This is a genomic window from Pseudomonas sp. yb_9 (genome assembly GCF_043103635.1).
GTDB lineage: Bacteria > Pseudomonadota > Gammaproteobacteria > Pseudomonadales > Pseudomonadaceae > Aquipseudomonas > Aquipseudomonas monteilii.
Genome location: NZ_JBICKA010000084.1, coordinates 137,241 through 151,825 on the forward strand (window position 1 = coordinate 137,241; position 14,585 = coordinate 151,825).

General features: G+C 61.8%; 14 protein-coding genes. 4 read left to right on the forward strand and 10 right to left on the reverse strand.

Annotated elements, in window-relative coordinates:
* The first annotated feature begins 2 nt into the window (after positions 1 to 2).
* On the forward strand, positions 3 to 3,047 hold the full coding sequence (locus tag ACF8MI_RS22575) for a multidrug efflux RND transporter permease subunit (RefSeq protein ID WP_104833373.1): 3,045 nt from the start codon (positions 3 to 5) through the stop codon (positions 3,045 to 3,047).
* A 107-nt stretch (positions 3,048 to 3,154) separates the two neighbouring features.
* Here the strand turns inward: ACF8MI_RS22575 and ACF8MI_RS22580 are convergent, their stop codons facing one another.
* The 5 genes from ACF8MI_RS22580 to colR all read right to left on the reverse strand — a co-directional run bounded on the left by ACF8MI_RS22580 (position 3,155) and on the right by colR (position 6,865).
* Positions 3,155 to 3,388 carry a hypothetical protein gene (locus tag ACF8MI_RS22580; RefSeq protein WP_060498005.1) on the reverse strand — a complete coding sequence of 78 codons (234 nt, stop codon included), beginning with the start codon at positions 3,386 to 3,388 and terminating at the stop codon, positions 3,155 to 3,157.
* The gene (locus ACF8MI_RS22585) at positions 3,388 to 4,086 is read right to left on the reverse strand and encodes a lipopolysaccharide kinase InaA family protein (protein WP_016713590.1); all 699 of its coding nucleotides are present in this window, start codon (positions 4,084 to 4,086) and stop codon (positions 3,388 to 3,390) included. Before ACF8MI_RS22585 ends, ACF8MI_RS22580 begins: the two co-directional genes overlap by 1 nt.
* Before the next feature lie 6 nt (positions 4,087 to 4,092).
* Positions 4,093 to 4,773, reverse strand: a complete 681-nt coding sequence (locus tag ACF8MI_RS22590) for a class I SAM-dependent methyltransferase (RefSeq protein WP_019098319.1) — start codon at positions 4,771 to 4,773, stop codon at positions 4,093 to 4,095.
* Between the two features lie 108 nt (positions 4,774 to 4,881).
* Positions 4,882 to 6,192, reverse strand: a complete 1,311-nt coding sequence (locus tag ACF8MI_RS22595; RefSeq protein ID WP_060498006.1) for a HAMP domain-containing sensor histidine kinase — start codon at positions 6,190 to 6,192, stop codon at positions 4,882 to 4,884.
* The gene (gene colR / locus ACF8MI_RS22600) at positions 6,182 to 6,865 is read right to left on the reverse strand and encodes a two-component system response regulator ColR (protein WP_003255215.1); all 684 of its coding nucleotides are present in this window, start codon (positions 6,863 to 6,865) and stop codon (positions 6,182 to 6,184) included. Before colR ends, ACF8MI_RS22595 begins: the two co-directional genes overlap by 11 nt.
* Positions 6,866 to 7,048: 183 nt before the next feature.
* Here colR and ACF8MI_RS22605 point away from each other — a divergent pair, with 183 nt between their 5' ends.
* Positions 7,049 to 7,777, forward strand: a complete 729-nt coding sequence (locus ACF8MI_RS22605) for a phosphatase PAP2 family protein (protein WP_060498007.1) — start codon at positions 7,049 to 7,051, stop codon at positions 7,775 to 7,777.
* Positions 7,778 to 7,879: 102 nt separating this feature from the next.
* Here the strand turns inward: ACF8MI_RS22605 and groL are convergent, their stop codons facing one another.
* From groL to ACF8MI_RS22630, 5 genes are all read right to left on the reverse strand, one after another.
* Positions 7,880 to 9,520 carry a chaperonin GroEL gene (groL, locus tag ACF8MI_RS22610; protein WP_060498008.1) on the reverse strand — a complete coding sequence of 547 codons (1,641 nt, stop codon included), beginning with the start codon at positions 9,518 to 9,520 and terminating at the stop codon, positions 7,880 to 7,882.
* A 48-nt stretch (positions 9,521 to 9,568) separates the two neighbouring features.
* A complete protein-coding gene (locus tag ACF8MI_RS22615) occupies positions 9,569 to 9,862 on the reverse strand; it encodes a co-chaperone GroES (RefSeq protein ID WP_003260750.1) in 294 nt (97 codons plus the stop codon).
* A 243-nt stretch (positions 9,863 to 10,105) separates the two neighbouring features.
* The gene (locus ACF8MI_RS22620) at positions 10,106 to 10,567 is read right to left on the reverse strand and encodes an FxsA family protein (RefSeq protein ID WP_060498009.1); all 462 of its coding nucleotides are present in this window, start codon (positions 10,565 to 10,567) and stop codon (positions 10,106 to 10,108) included.
* 67 nt (positions 10,568 to 10,634) lie between these two features.
* Positions 10,635 to 11,366, reverse strand: a complete 732-nt coding sequence (locus ACF8MI_RS22625) for a HugZ family protein (RefSeq protein ID WP_060498010.1) — start codon at positions 11,364 to 11,366, stop codon at positions 10,635 to 10,637.
* 100 nt (positions 11,367 to 11,466) lie between these two features.
* A complete protein-coding gene (locus tag ACF8MI_RS22630) occupies positions 11,467 to 12,477 on the reverse strand; it encodes a DUF481 domain-containing protein (RefSeq protein ID WP_060498011.1) in 1,011 nt (336 codons plus the stop codon).
* A 152-nt stretch (positions 12,478 to 12,629) separates the two neighbouring features.
* Here ACF8MI_RS22630 and ACF8MI_RS22635 point away from each other — a divergent pair, with 152 nt between their 5' ends.
* Both ACF8MI_RS22635 and ACF8MI_RS22640 read left to right on the forward strand, forming a co-directional pair.
* A complete protein-coding gene (locus ACF8MI_RS22635; RefSeq protein WP_156868255.1) occupies positions 12,630 to 12,983 on the forward strand; it encodes an MGMT family protein in 354 nt (117 codons plus the stop codon).
* Positions 12,984 to 13,026: 43 nt separating this feature from the next.
* Positions 13,027 to 14,574 (forward strand): AmpG family muropeptide MFS transporter, encoded by a 1,548-nt coding sequence (locus ACF8MI_RS22640; protein WP_060498013.1) that lies wholly within the window; start codon positions 13,027 to 13,029, stop codon positions 14,572 to 14,574.
* Positions 14,575 to 14,585: the final 11 nt, after the last annotated feature.

The following is a 14,585-nucleotide window of genomic DNA, read 5'->3' on the forward strand; positions in this document are numbered from 1 at the left end:
ACATGGCGTTCACCGACCCGTTCATCCGTCGCCCGGTGCTGGCCAGTGTGGTCAGCCTGCTGATCCTGCTGCTGGGTTTCCAGGCCTGGAACAAACTGCAGATCCGCCAGTACCCACAAATGGAAAATGCCCTGATCACGGTGACTACCGCCTACCCCGGGGCCAACGCCGAAACCATCCAGGGCTACATCACCCAGCCGTTGCAGCAGAGCCTGGCCAGTGCCGAAGGCATCGACTACATGACCTCGGTGAGCCGGCAGAACTTCTCGATCATTTCCATCTACGCGCGCATCGGCGCCGACAGCGACCGGTTGTTCACCGAGCTGCTGGCCAAGGCCAACGAAGTGCGCAACAAACTGCCGCAGGACTCCGAAGACCCGGTGCTCAGCAAGGAAGCCGCCGACGCCTCGGCGCTGATGTATGTCAGTTTCTACAGCAAGGAGATGAGCAACCCGCAGATCACCGACTACCTGTCGCGGGTCATCCAGCCCAAGCTGGCCACCCTGCCGGGCATGGCCGAAGCGGAGATCCTCGGCAACCAGGTGTTTGCCATGCGCCTGTGGCTAGACCCGGTGAAACTGGCCGGTTTCGGCCTGTCGGCCACCGACGTGACCAACGCCGTGCGCCGCTACAACTTCCTCTCCGCTGCCGGCGAGGTAAAGGGCGAATACGTGGTCACCAGCATCAACGCCAGCACCGAGTTGAAGTCGGCCGAGGCGTTCGCCGCCCTGCCGGTAAAGACCAGCGGCGACAGCCGCGTGCTGCTGGGCGATGTGGCGCGGGTCGAGATGGGTGCGGAAAACTACGACACGGTCAGCTCGTTCGACGGCACCCCCTCGGTGTACATCGGCATCAAGGCCACCCCCGCTGCCAACCCCCTGGACGTGATCAAGGAAGTGCGCCGCATCATGCCCGAGCTGGAGAGCCAGCTACCTTCGGCGTTGAAAGTGTCGATTGCCTACGACGCCACGCTGTTCATCCAGGCCTCGATCGACGAAGTGATCAAGACCCTTGGCGAGGCGGTGCTGATCGTCATCGTGGTGGTGTTCCTGTTCCTCGGTGCCTTGCGCTCGGTGCTGATCCCGGTGGTGACCATTCCCCTGTCGATGATCGGCGTGCTGTTCTTCATGCAGATGATGGGTTACTCGCTTAACCTGCTGACCCTGCTGGCCATGGTGCTGGCCATCGGCCTGGTGGTGGACGACGCCATTGTGGTGGTGGAAAACATCCACCGGCACATGGAAGAAGGCAAATCGCCGTTCGATGCGGCCCTTGAGGGCGCCCGCGAAATCGCCCTGCCGGTGGTCTCGATGACCATCACCCTGGCTGCCGTGTATGCACCGATCGGCTTCCTCACCGGGCTCACCGGGGCCTTGTTCAAGGAGTTCGCCCTGACCTTGGCCGGGGCGGTCATCATCTCTGGCATCGTCGCCCTCACCCTGTCGCCGATGATGTGCGCCCTGCTGCTTCGCCAGGAGCAGAACCCCAGTGGCCTGGCCCACCGCCTGGACGTGCTGTTCGAACGCCTGAAGGTGCGCTACCAGCGCCTGCTGCATGCCACCCTCGACAGCCGCCCGGTGGTGCTGGTGTTTGCCGTGATCATCCTGTGCCTGATCCCGGTGCTGCTCACGTTTACCCAGAACGAACTCGCCCCCAACGAGGACCAGGGGGTGATTTTCATGATGAGCAGCTCGCCGCAGCCGGCCAACCTCGATTACCTCAACGCCTACACCGACGAATTCACACCACTGTTCAAGGCCTTCCCCGAGTACTACTCATCGTTCCAGATCAACGGATTCAACGGCGTGCAGACCGGCATCGGCGGCTTCCTGCTCAAACCCTGGAACGAACGCGAGCGCACACAGATGGAGCTGTTGCCGCTGGTGCAGGCCAAACTTGAGGAAATCGGAGGCTTGCAGATCTTCGGTTTCAACCTGCCCTCCCTGCCCGGCACCGGCGAGGGCCTGCCGTTCCAGTTCGTGATCAATACAGCGGGCGACTACCCGGCACTGCTGGATGTAGCACAGCGCATCAAGGCCCGCGCGCAGGCATCCGGCAAGTTCGCCTTCCTCGACATCGACCTGGCCTTCGACAAGCCCGAAGTGGTGGTGGACATCGACCGGGCCAAGGCCGCGCAGATGGGGGTATCGATGGACACTCTCGGCGGCACCCTGGCCACCCTGCTGGGCGAGGCGGAAATCAACCGTTTCACCCTCGAAGGCCGCAGCTACAAGGTGATTGCCCAGGTCGAACGGCCGTACCGCGACAACCCCGGCTGGCTGAACAACTACTACGTGAAGAATGACCAGGGTCAGATGCTGCCGCTGTCGACCCTGATCACCCTCACCGACCGCGCCCGCCCACGCCAGCTCAACCAGTTCCAGCAGCTGAACTCGGCGATCATCCAGGGCGTGCCCATGGTCAGCCTGGGCGAAGCGCTGAAAACCGTTCAGGACATCGCCCGCGAAGAGGCCCCGGAAGGCTTCGCCTTCGACTATGCCGGCGTAGCACGCCAGTACGTGCAGGAAGGCAGCGCACTGTGGGTCACCTTTGGCCTGGCGCTGGCAATCATCTTTCTGGTGCTGGCGGCGCAGTTCGAAAGCTTCCGCGACCCGCTGGTGATCCTGGTGACGGTGCCATTATCGATCTGTGGGGCGCTGCTGCCGCTGTTCCTGGGTATTTCGAGCATGAACATCTACACCCAGGTCGGGCTTGTGACCTTGATCGGGCTGATCAGCAAACACGGCATCCTGATCGTCGAATTCGCCAATCAGTTGCGTGAGGAACGCGGCTTGAGCGTGCGTGAGGCGATCGAGGAAGCGGCGGCGATTCGCCTGCGGCCGGTGCTGATGACAACGGCGGCGATGGTATTCGGCATGGTGCCGCTGATTCTAGCGACTGGCGCCGGGGCGGTCAGCCGCTTTGACATCGGAACGGTGATTGCCACCGGGATGTCGATAGGCACGCTGTTTACCTTGTTCGTGCTGCCCTGTATCTACACCTTGTTGGCGCACAAGACCAAAGCCAAGGAACCTGCCATAGCCTGATCCGGCCTCTTCGCGGGCTTGCCCGCGAAGAGGCCGGTGAAGCAGACGCAAAAATGCCAGAGGCCCCGCGATTGCGGAGCCTCTGGCATTTCTAGCTCACACCGGGTTCAACCAAATGGCCGCAACCCTTGACGCAGACCAAACAGGAACAGCAAAAGGTCCTGGTCCGGCGTGACCTGTGCCTGCTGCTGCGGTTTCGCTTCCCGCGGCAACGCGCACTGGTCGGCCATCTCAGCCTTGCTGAACACAGTCGGCCTCGGCTCTTCCCAGGCAGCCACCGCCACGGTGGTCACCGCCAGGCCAGCTACCAGGAACAAAGCTCGAGCTATTTCTAGTTTCATTACTCTAACCCTTTGACAGCGCTGCCAAACGCCATCTTGTAAAAGTAGAGCAGCGTCTGCCATTCGGCGTCATTGATCGACGAATGGCGGCGCAGCTGGCGCAGGTCGTTGCCTGCCGCACGCTGGCAGCTGATGCGCCGCCGGCACTTTTCCAGGTCCAGCAGTGCGACTTCGACCCGCGCCTGCTCGCCTTCGCCGATCACCTTGATGAATACGTGCTTGCCGTACAGGCAGCCGTGCTGCCAGTGCCCCAGGTGCATGCGCGCCAGGTTGTCCGCCAGGTCCTTGAGCATGCGCTCATGCACCACCTGCGGGTAGCGCTCACGGGCACCTTCGGCATGCCAGGTGTCGAGTTCGACAAAGCCGTCCAGCGCCTCGCTCACCAGCAGCGCACGCCATTGGTGGTCGGCATCGCGCTCGGCACCACAAAAGACGATGCGGGGGACGCGAACGCCCAGTTGCTCGAAGCTGTTCAGTGCATCGAGTTCACGCAATACGGTTGGTCGCCCAAAAGGGTGCATAAGGCTGCGATAGATATGCCCGACCTGGCGCTTGGCATACAGCAGCTTGCCATTGGCATCGTTGAGGCGTTGCACGCCACTTTCGCCGCCGCGGCGCTGGTTAGGCTCCTCGACCCACTCGCCCTGCTGGCGCCAGTAAAAATCGAACCGCGACTCCCCTTTCTGGGCTACAGCCATCAAACACTACCCCTTACGCAATACGTAGACCCGCCACATGGCATAGAACGGCAGGAAGTCGAGGCGTTCCTGGATTCTGAAGCCGGCGGCCCTGAATTCTTCTTCGACCGTTTCGGCTGGTAACACGAAACGGTTCTGGTAATTGTCCTGCTCGGCCTTGGCACTGCGGCGTTGCTCCAGTTTTTTCCGGCGCCAAGCCTTGAAGTTGCCATCGACCCACAAAGACAAAATCACACTATCACGGCTAACACGTTGAAATTCCGAAAGTATGGTCTTTCTGTGCGCCGATTCGCCAATGTGGTGGAACAAGCGCATGCAGAAGATGCTGTCCACCGAATTATCCGGCAAGTCAATGGCGAACGCTGAAGTTTGCAAAGGGCGTACCCGCGCCACCACTTCTGGCGGTTGCGCGGCACAGGCTGTCTCGATCATCGCCTCGGAGTTGTCGGCACCGATGATCACCCGGTTGGGCTTTTCTGCCAGCAGTGGCCAGAAACGGCCGGCACCGCACGGCAGGTCCAGTACCAGGCCGGGCTCGCCGGCCAATGCCAGGGCGCGACGCGCCAGCTGCTCATCTCGCTTGTGGGAAAGACGTCGCGCCAGGCCATCTTGGTGCTTGAGAAAGTACTCGCGGGCGTGGTCTTTGTCGTACTTCTCGGAAAATTCAAGCTTGATGGGGCTACGCATTGGGCATCTCCTGACTCCAGTGCCGCTCACCTTAGGTAAGCAAGCGTTGGAATCAGGTCATGCCAATGTGAAAAAAATGTCGCGCGCCCTTTAACCTGTTACAACGGATTACTCGGCCATGGCGTCCGGGCCGCCTTGGGCTTTGGTGTTGCTCAGGTCCACCTGGAAGCGGCAACCATGCGGCAGGGTCGATGTGAGGGTGACATGCCAGCCTTGGTCGTCGCAAATGCGTTGCACCAGCGATAGACCCAGGCCCAAGCCTTCGCCACGCCGCTCGTCACCGCGCACGAACGGTTTGAACATCGCCTCGCGCTGCTCTTCGGGGATGCCCACGCCACTGTCCTCCACACTGAAACCGTTGGCCTCCAGGCTCAGCCGGATGTAGCCGCTGTCGGTGTAGTGGGCAGCATTGCGCAACAGGTTACCCATTACCGACTGCAGGAAGGTAGCGTTGTACAGCACCGGGCTGGCGCTGATGCGGCCATCGAAATAGAGGGTCAGGCCCTTCTGCTCGATGGTATCGCGCCACACACCGATGAGTTCGTCGGCCACTTCGCGCAAGGTTGCCCGCGATGCCACCGCGCCTTCGTCACGTTGGGCACGGGCCAGCATGAGGAAGGTCTTGACCAGTTCGCGCATCTCTTCCGTGGCACGCGCCACCCGCTCTACCTGGCTACGCGCGCGGGCGTCGAGGTTGGGGTTCTCCATCAGCAGCTCGCAGGAAGTGGCCAGCACCATCAACGGTGTGCGCAACTCATGGCTGACGTCACTGGTGAACAGCCGTTCACGGGTCAGCGCATCGCGTAAACGGCCCAGGGTATCGTCGAAGGCCACTGCCAACTGGCCGACTTCGTCCGCCGCATAGTCCGGTGCCAGTGGCGGGGCCAGGCCCAGCAGTTGATCGCGATGGCGCACCTGGCGCGCCAGACGGATCACCGGTGCCATTACCCGGCGCGCCACCAGCCAGCCGAGGATGACTGCCAGCACCAGGCTGAGTAAGAAGCCCACCACCACCACCGCGAACAACACGCGCTCGCGTTCTTCGAAGTCGCTCTGGTCCTGCAGCAGCACGTAACGGCGGCCATCGACGATCTCGACCATGGCGTGGTATGACAGCTGGTCGCGGAATACTTCGTGGAAACCCCGGTCAAGGTGGCGCAAGTCCTTGGGCAGTTCGAAGTCGTCACGCCCGCCACTGAAGTAGAACAGCTGGTCGGGGCGCGGCCGGTGGCTCCAGTCGCTGACGCTGTCCATGCGCAGCAGGCGCTGCAGGTCGCCACCCAGCACAGAGGAAATCAGCCGCTCTTCAACCAGGTGCACGGTGGCGACGATGCCGAAGGCGAACGCCCCGGCCACCAGCGCGCTCATCAGGGCAAAGGCGATGATGATGCGCTGGGCAAGGCTTTGCTTAAACTCCATCGCGGCCCTCGGCGAGGCGATAGCCGACGCCATGGACGGTATGCAGCAAGGGTTTTTCGAACGGCTTGTCGATCACCTGGCGCAGCTGGTGTACATGGCTGCGCAGGCTGTCGCTGTCGGGGCAATCGTCGCCCCACAGGGCTTCTTCCAGTACTTCGCGGCGCAGTACGTGCGGGCTTTTCTGCATCAGCACGGCCAACAGCTTGAGGCCCACCGGGTTGAGCTTGAGCAGGCGGCCCTGGCGAGTAACTTCCAGGGTGTCGAGGTCGTAACTGAGGTCGGCCACCTGCAGGGTCCGGCGCCCTCCGCCTTGAGCGCGGCGCAGCACTGCTTCGATGCGCGCCGCCAGCTCAGACAGGGCGAACGGTTTGAGCAGGTAGTCGTCGGCCCCCGAGCGGAAGCCTTGCAAGCGATCATCCAGCTGGTCGCGGGCAGTGAGCATGATCACCGGTGTGTCGCGGCGGGCGTCTTCGCGCAGGCGCTTGCACAGGGTGTAGCCATCGATGCCGGGCAGCATGATGTCGAGCACGATGAGGTCGTAGTGTTCGGTGGCGGCCAGGTGCAGGCCGGACAGGCCATCCTGGGCGCAGTCGACGGTGTAGCCCTTCATGCCCAGGTAGTCGGCCAGGTTGGCCAGAATATCGCGGTTGTCTTCAACCAAAAGAATGCGCATCGGTTTCTCCTGTGCGGCGCTTCTCGCAGTGGTGCGCGGCAGGCGCAGCTTAAGGCCTATGCTTGCACGGTGCCAGCCCCCCGGAAAATTCACCCCACTTGACGGTTTTTTCACTGATCCTTCACGGACACAGGATAGCGGGCAGCCGACAATGCCCGATCTTTTTCGTGCCCTGGAGCCACCATGCAGCAACGAACCCGCCCTCGCCCTATCAATTTCTGGCTGTATCTGGGCGTCCCCTTGGCGACCGCGCTGGTCTTGATTCTGCTGGAGCTGACGTCAGTCGACATGGACGTGGCCAACCTGTTTTTCGACCCCGCTGCCGGGCAGTTCATCGGCCGCCACAGCTATTGGCTGGAAAACATCCTGCACGACCGGGTCAAGCAGGTGGTGATCTTGCTGGGGGTGATCTCGCTGCTCACCTTTGCTGGCAGTTTCTTCTGGAAGCGCCTGTTCGGCTGGCGCCGCGAGCTGGGCTGCCTGGTGCTGGCACTGGGCCTGTCAACGGCGTTTGTCACGCCGTTGAAGAAGGTGACCCAGGTACAGTGCCCGTGGAGCCTGACCCAGTTTGGCGGCACGGAAACCTACAGCAAGTTGCTGGAACCGCGGCCTGCTACCGACAAGCCTGGCCTGTGCTGGCCGGGTGGGCATGCGGCGACCGGGTTCTGCCTGTTCGGCCTGTTCTTCATGCTGCGTGATCGCAAGCCGCGGTTGGCGCGGGCAGCATTTGTGGTGGCTTTGCTGGCCGGTTCGGTACTCGGCGTAGGGAGGATGATGCAGGGGGCGCACTTCCTGTCGCATAACGTGTGGACGGCGGTGTTCTGCTGGTTGATCGGGTTGGGGTCGTATTACCTGGTTCTGTATCGGCGTGGAGTGGTGGAAGCGCCAGCTGTCGAACGTAGCGTCGCCTGACACTGGGGCCGCTTTGCGGCCCCAATGGCCCCAACAGGAAAAAGAAAAGCCCCGGTTCTCACGAACCGGGGCCTTTTTGATGGTGCAGGGGGTAAGGCTGGCTTACATCATGCCGCCCATGCCACCCATGCCGCCCATGTCAGGCATGCCAGCAGCTGGCTTGTCTTCTGGCAGGTCAGCAACCATGGCTTCGGTGGTGATCATCAGACCGCCAATCGAAGCAGCAGCTTGCAGGGCCGAACGGGTGACCTTGGCTGGGTCCAGGATGCCCATCTCGATCATGTCGCCGTATTCGCCGGTAGCAGCGTTGTAACCGAAGTTACCCGAACCTTGCTTGACCTTGTCGGCCACAACGCTTGGCTCGTCGCCGGCGTTGGCAGTGATCTGACGCAGCGGGGCTTCAACAGCGCGACGCAGCAGGGCGATACCGACGTTCTGGTCTTCGTTGTCGCCTTTCAGGTCGGCAATGGCCGCCAGGGCGCGAACCAGGGCAACACCACCGCCAGGCACCACGCCTTCTTCAACGGCTGCACGGGTAGCGTGCAGGGCGTCTTCAACGCGGGCTTTCTTCTCTTTCATTTCAACTTCGGTGCCAGCACCGACCTTGATCACGGCAACACCGCCAGCCAGCTTGGCCAGACGCTCTTGCAGCTTCTCACGGTCGTAGTCCGACGAGGTTTCTTCGATCTGGGCACGGATCTGCTTGACGCGTGCTTCGATCTCGGTGTCGGCGCCAGCGCCGTCGATGATGGTGGTGTTTTCCTTGGACAGGATCACGCGCTTGGCGTTACCCAGGTGCTCCAGGGTAGCGGTTTCCAGGGACAGGCCGATTTCTTCGGAGATGACCTGGCCGCCAGTCAGGACAGCGATGTCCTGCAGCATGGCCTTGCGACGGTCACCAAAGCCTGGGGCCTTGACCGCAGCAACCTTGACGATGCCGCGCATGTTGTTGACTACCAGGGTAGCCAGCGCTTCGCCTTCAACGTCCTCGGCAACGATCAGCAGTGGGCGACCGGCCTTGGCAACGGCTTCCAGCACTGGCAGCAGCTCACGGATGTTGGAGATCTTCTTGTCGACCAGCAGCAGCAGCGGGCCTTCCAGCTCGGCAACCATGGTGTCCGGCTTGTTGACGAAGTATGGCGACAGGTAGCCACGGTCGAACTGCATGCCTTCTACGACGGACAGTTCGTTTTCCAGGCCCGAGCCTTCTTCAACGGTGATCACACCTTCTTTACCGACTTTTTCCATGGCTTCGGCGATGATTTCACCGATGGAGTTGTCGGAGTTGGCGGAGATGGTACCCACCTGGGCGATGGCCTTGGAGTCGGCGCATGGCTTGGACAGGTTCTTCAGCTCGGCAACAACGGCAGCAGTGGCCTTGTCGATACCGCGCTTCAGGTCCATCGGGTTCATGCCGGCAGCGACGGCTTTCAGGCCTTCGTTGACGATGGCCTGAGCCAGAACGGTAGCGGTGGTGGTGCCGTCACCGGCAGCATCGTTGGCCTTGGAAGCAACTTCCTTGACCAGCTGGGCGCCCATGTTTTCGAAGGCGTCTTTCAGCTCGATTTCTTTGGCGACGGAAACGCCGTCCTTGGTGATGGTTGGCGCGCCGAAGCTCTTGGCCAATACCACGTTACGGCCTTTCGGGCCCAGGGTCGCTTTTACCGCGTCAGCCAGAACGTTGACACCAACCAGCATTTTCTTACGAGCGGAATCGCCGAATTTTACGTCTTTAGCAGCCATGATCGTTTAATCCTTGGAATTCTTTGGAGTAACGGGAAGTCGGGGAAATCAGCCTTCGATAACGGCGAGGATTTCGTTCTCGGCCATGACCAGCAGGTCTTCGCCATCGACTTTCACGGTGTTGCTGCCCGAGTAAGGGCCGAAAACCACTTTGTCACCCACTTTCACGGCCAGCGCGCGAACTTCGCCGTTGTCCAGGATGCGACCAGTGCCGACGGCAACGACTTCGCCGCGGTTTGGTTTTTCAGCGGCCGAACCCGGCAGGACGATACCGCCAGCGGTTTTCGATTCTTCTTCGCTGCGACGGATAACGACGCGGTCATGCAGAGGACGAAGCTTCATTGTCGATCTCTCCCAAATTGTGGTTTTCATCGGCCGGTGTCGACACCGGCGGGTTGATGCTGTCCGGCGTTGCCGGGAGGTGGCCCGCATTGGGCGAACCACCTGAGTCATGTCTGGCGTTGCCACCAGAAACCTTGCGGTGACCACATACATGAGGCCGCCATATTCAATTACAAGGCTTGATATACAAAATTTTTCTTGAGGCTGAAAAACACCGGGGCCGCGTGTGCGGCCCCGGGGGTATCACTTGTCGCGGCGCTCGTACTCGCCTTCGATCACGTTCGGCCGGTGGCCACCGTCACGCGGCTGCGCCTGGAACGGGTCGTCCTGAAACGCACGCTGGCGCATGGCCTGGGCCTCGGCACGCTCGCGCATCTTGCGCGCAGCCAGATGGCGGGTGAACGGCAGCAGGCACAGCAGGCCCAGCACGTCGCTGATGAAACCCGGCAGCAGCAGCAGGCCACCACCCACGGCCAACATCATGCCCTGGAACATGTCCTCGGCAGGCAGCTCGCCGCGTTGCAGGCTTTCACGGGCACGCAGTGCGGTGGCCAGGCCGGCCACGCGCATCACCAGCACACCCAGGGCGGAGCCGGCGATGATCAGCAGCAGCGCCGGGAAGAACCCGATGGCCGCGCTGACCTTCACGAAGACGAACAGCTCCAGCACGGGAAACAGCAGAAGCAACAGTAGAAAAGCACGCATCAAAGCATTCCTCGTCGGAAGAGAACCTTCCTGTAGGACCTACAGATGGATGCGGGTGCTCGCTTTTTCAACCCTCTGCCTGCTCCACAGCCGGCCACTGGTCCGCGCGCGCCAGCAGCACCAAGGCTTCGCGGACTTGTGTCGGCGTGTTGCAAGTACTTGGGAACGGCAACCAGTGCACCGCCTGGCCGATGCGCAAGTGCATGCCTTCGCTGTCTACCCCCACCATCTGCGCCGGGGTATGGCGTGGCAGGTCGGTCAGCTCCACGTAGTGGGCGATGGCATTGGCGTGGTCACTGTTCATGTGCTCGACCATGCTCGACTCGGCCTTGCCGGCGAACGGGTTGGCCAAGGTTACCTGGTCGAGCCAGTGGATCGCGCCGAAGCCGCCAATGTAGCGATGGCGCACCGGCTGCAGGACCCAGAAGTCGAAATCGTGAGCCTTGTGATAGTTGGCAGCGTTCGGGAAATAGCGGTAATAGCGTTCGGCAGCCGCCTCGACAGCCGCTTCGTCGACCAACTTGTGCGCCTCGGCCATCACGGTCAGACGCCCCACAGCCTGCACATCTTCGGCCTCGCGCTCACCTACCAGCAGCGAGCACTTGGGGTCTTTCTGTAGGTTGTGGGTGTGCTGGGCGATGCGGCTGATGAGAATCAATGGATTGCCGTGGGCGTCCAGGCAGTACGGCACGACCGAACCAAAGGGGAAACCGGGCATCGACTTGGAATGGGTCGAGAGCACGCCACGGTACTCTTTGAGGAGCAGTTCCCGGGCGGGGCGGAGGGCGTTGGTACTCACTTGGGGATGGCTCCTGGCAACGGACTGGATGGGGACAAGATAAGCATTATCAGTTTCAGTGCCAATGGGGCTGCTGCGCAGCCCAATCGCCCCCGAAGATTTACCAGGTCACGCCGAAGCCTGCGGTATAGCGGGTCTTGTCCAGATCACTGTCGCGGGTGCCGGTGATGATGTCCTTCTCCGCCTTGAGGTTGAGCGAGGCCCATTCGGTAACTTTGTAGCGCAAGCCAACTTCGGCATCCAGCGAGTAATCGGCCACGCCCCCCAGCGGCTTGGCAAATTCGCCGTTGGTGAACAGTTGCACGTTCTTGCCGATCAGGTAGCGGGTGTAGTCCCACTTCACCGCCGCAGAGTAGAAGTTGTCCTTGGCGCCGTCCTGGTATTCGAAGTCGGTGCGGTTGATCAACGAACCCAGCGAGAATGCGCCCAGCTCGTTGTCCCAGAACTGATAACCCGGGCCGGTACCGACCGTGCGCTGGCGGGCCAGGTCTTCGATACGGTCTCGCTTGTACTCCGCTCGGCCCTGCCAGAACCACTTCTCGGTCATGAAGCGGTCCAGCGCGTACTCGGCGCTCCAGTTATCGGTGGTGGTGACGTCGTCCTTGCTCTCGCGGTTGTATTCGCCTTCGGCGTTGTGCCGCCAGCGGCCGTGGCGGGCGGTGGTCTTGAAGCCGACATCGTAATCGTCGGTGTCGTTCTCGGCGCGCTTGTAATCCAGGGCAACGTCCACGTTGCCCTTCCACACGAAGTCTTCGACCAGCGGCCTGGGCTTCATGATCTGCTCGATGCTGGCCAGTTCCACGGTCTTGGGCGCTTCGCCATTGGCCAAGGTGACTTTGCCAGGCTCGGCCGCTTTCAGCGACTTGGCCTTTTCCCCGGTGTAGGCGTCCTGCTTGACCAGCATCTCCTGGTCACTCTCCAGGGTCTGGACCTCTTTCCAGTCCAGCGCGATGGACCCGCCATAAGGGGTTTCCAGCAGCAGCTTGCCGCCGTCGAACACTTTGATCTTGCCGCTGAGGCGGTCACCGTTCTTCATCCACACGGTGTCGGCGAACACCGGGGCGGCGCACACGGAAGCAGCTAGCAAGCACAACAGGGATCTAGAATACATAAGCGGACTACGGGTTCGATTTGACGAAAAAAGCCGGGCATTATCCAGATACCGACGACCAGAGCAAGGACAGACCAAGCGTATGCCGTTGAGTTCAACTCTCATTTGCCGGACCACCTGTCCGGTTTCATCTGCAGCCCAACGGGGGCGTGATGTCTGATGTAGATCAGCCTGCGCTCGAATCCGCCGAGGGCCGACGAACGGCGCTATATTCAGTGCTGGGCCAGGTGCCTTCCGGCAAGGTGGTGAGCTATGGCCAACTGGCCGAGCTGGCGGGCCTTGGCCGTGCAGCACGGTGGGTCGGGCGCACCCTCGGGCAGTTGCCTGCGGACACCCGCCTGCCCTGGCACCGGGTGCTCGGCGCAGGCGGCCGGCTGAGCCTGGCATTGGGTACCCCGTCAGGGGATGAACAACGGGCGCGATTACGCGCGGAAGGTGTGAATGTAACCAACAATCGTGTGGATATGACGCGCCATGGCTGGCGCCCAATGGAGCACAGCGGTTAGAGTGCGCGCTTTGTTTTCGCAAACTTGAGGCAGATGTTGGCCCATGCCCCGTAAAACCTGGCGCGCTGCGCTTGCTGCCTATGCCAGCCCGTCAACCTTGGTACTTTTGCTGCTTGGCTTTGCCGCCGGCCTGCCCTACATGCTGGTGTTCTCCACCCTGTCCGTGTGGTTGCGCGAAGCCGGTGTTGCCCGCGAGACCATCGGCTACGCCAGCCTGATCGGCCTGGCCTACGCCTTCAAGTGGGTGTGGTCACCGCTGCTCGACCAATGGCGCCTGCCCCTGTTGGGTGGCCTGGGTCGACGTCGTTCGTGGCTGCTGTTGTCGCAAGCGCTGGTGGTCATCGGCCTGGTCGGCATGAGCCTGTGCGACCCGCAACAGCACCTGTCGTGGCTGATCGCCATGGCCGTGCTGGTGGCCTTCGCATCGGCTACCCAGGACATTGCTGTCGACGCCTACCGCCTGGAAATCGCTGACGATCAACGCCAGGCAGCGCTAGCTGCCAGTTACATGGCTGGCTACCGGGTGGCCGCCCTGCTCGCCACGGCCGGCGCCCTGTTCTTCGCCGAGTGGTTCGGCTCCACCGGTTTCAGCTACCTGCACAAGGCCTGGGCCGGCACCTATGTGATGTTCGGGGTCATGATGCTGCCCGCCCTGTTCACGACCCTGGTCATGCGCGAACCGCCGGTGCCCTTGCGCACCCAGCTGTCGGCAGCGCGCTACGGTTTGGTGCACCAGATGGCCTCAGTGTTCGTGCTGATCATCCTGCTGGTGTCGGTACCGGCCAGCTTTACCCAGATGTTCAATACCGGCTGGTCCAGCGTCATTTCCGGTGATGCCACGCCGCTTGACCTGTTACTGGAAGACCGTGCGTTCCTGCGCCTGATCCTTTATGTACTGCTGACCTGGGCGTGCTTGTCGAGCCTTGGCCGTCGCGGCTTGGCCCCGGTGCTGACGCCAGTCAACGACTTCATCACCCGCTACCGCTGGCAGGCGCTGCTGCTGCTCGGCCTGATCGCCACCTATCGCATGTCGGACACGGTGATGGGTGTGATGGCCAACGTGTTTTACATCGACATGGGCTTCACCAAGGACCAGATCGCCAGCGTCAGCAAGATCTTCGGCCTGATCATGACCCTGGTCGGCGCCGGGGTCGGCGGGCTGCTGATCGTGCGCTTCGGCATCATGCCGATCCTGTTCATCGGCGGCGTAGCTTCGGCCGGCACCAACATCCTGTTCCTGATGCTGGCCGACATGGGCCCGAACCTGGAAATGCTGGTGGTGACCATCTCGCTGGACAACTTCAGCTCCGGCATGGCCACGTCGGCCTTCGTCGCCTACCTGTCGAGCCTGACCAACCTGAAGTTCTCGGCGACCCAGTACGCGCTGCTCAGTTCGATCATGCTGTTGTTGCCAAGGTTGATCGGCGGGTATTCGGGGGTCATGGTCGAGAAGTTTGGTTACCACGACTTCTTCCTGATTACCGCATTGCTGGGTGTGCCTACGCTGATCCTGATTGCCCTGCAGTGGCGCCAGGAGGCTGGGCGGGGGACGCCGGTGGCAGAGGAAAACTCGGCGGCCGAGCGGCCCTGAAAGAACTCTAT

Excerpts from the sequence above, each read along its gene's own strand:
- groL (WP_060498008.1), bottom strand. The coding sequence starts at position 9,520 with ATGGCTGCTAAAGACGTAAAATTCGGCGATTCCGCTCGTAAGAAAATG.
- ACF8MI_RS22630 (WP_060498011.1), bottom strand. The coding sequence starts at position 12,477 with ATGTATTCTAGATCCCTGTTGTGCTTGCTAGCTGCTTCCGTGTGCGCC.
- ACF8MI_RS22635 (WP_156868255.1), top strand. The coding sequence starts at position 12,630 with ATGTCTGATGTAGATCAGCCTGCGCTCGAATCCGCCGAGGGCCGACGA.
- ACF8MI_RS22590 (WP_019098319.1), bottom strand. The coding sequence starts at position 4,773 with ATGCGTAGCCCCATCAAGCTTGAATTTTCCGAGAAGTACGACAAAGAC.
- colR (WP_003255215.1), bottom strand. The coding sequence starts at position 6,865 with ATGCGCATTCTTTTGGTTGAAGACAACCGCGATATTCTGGCCAACCTG.
- ACF8MI_RS22615 (WP_003260750.1), bottom strand. The coding sequence starts at position 9,862 with ATGAAGCTTCGTCCTCTGCATGACCGCGTCGTTATCCGTCGCAGCGAA.
- ACF8MI_RS22605 (WP_060498007.1), top strand. The coding sequence starts at position 7,049 with ATGCAGCAACGAACCCGCCCTCGCCCTATCAATTTCTGGCTGTATCTG.
- ACF8MI_RS22585 (WP_016713590.1), bottom strand. The coding sequence starts at position 4,086 with ATGGCTGTAGCCCAGAAAGGGGAGTCGCGGTTCGATTTTTACTGGCGC.
- ACF8MI_RS22595 (WP_060498006.1), bottom strand. The coding sequence starts at position 6,192 with ATGGAGTTTAAGCAAAGCCTTGCCCAGCGCATCATCATCGCCTTTGCC.
- ACF8MI_RS22640 (WP_060498013.1), top strand. The coding sequence starts at position 13,027 with ATGCCCCGTAAAACCTGGCGCGCTGCGCTTGCTGCCTATGCCAGCCCG.
- ACF8MI_RS22580 (WP_060498005.1), bottom strand. The coding sequence starts at position 3,388 with ATGAAACTAGAAATAGCTCGAGCTTTGTTCCTGGTAGCTGGCCTGGCG.
- ACF8MI_RS22620 (WP_060498009.1), bottom strand. The coding sequence starts at position 10,567 with ATGCGTGCTTTTCTACTGTTGCTTCTGCTGTTTCCCGTGCTGGAGCTG.
- ACF8MI_RS22575 (WP_104833373.1), top strand. The coding sequence starts at position 3 with ATGGCGTTCACCGACCCGTTCATCCGTCGCCCGGTGCTGGCCAGTGTG.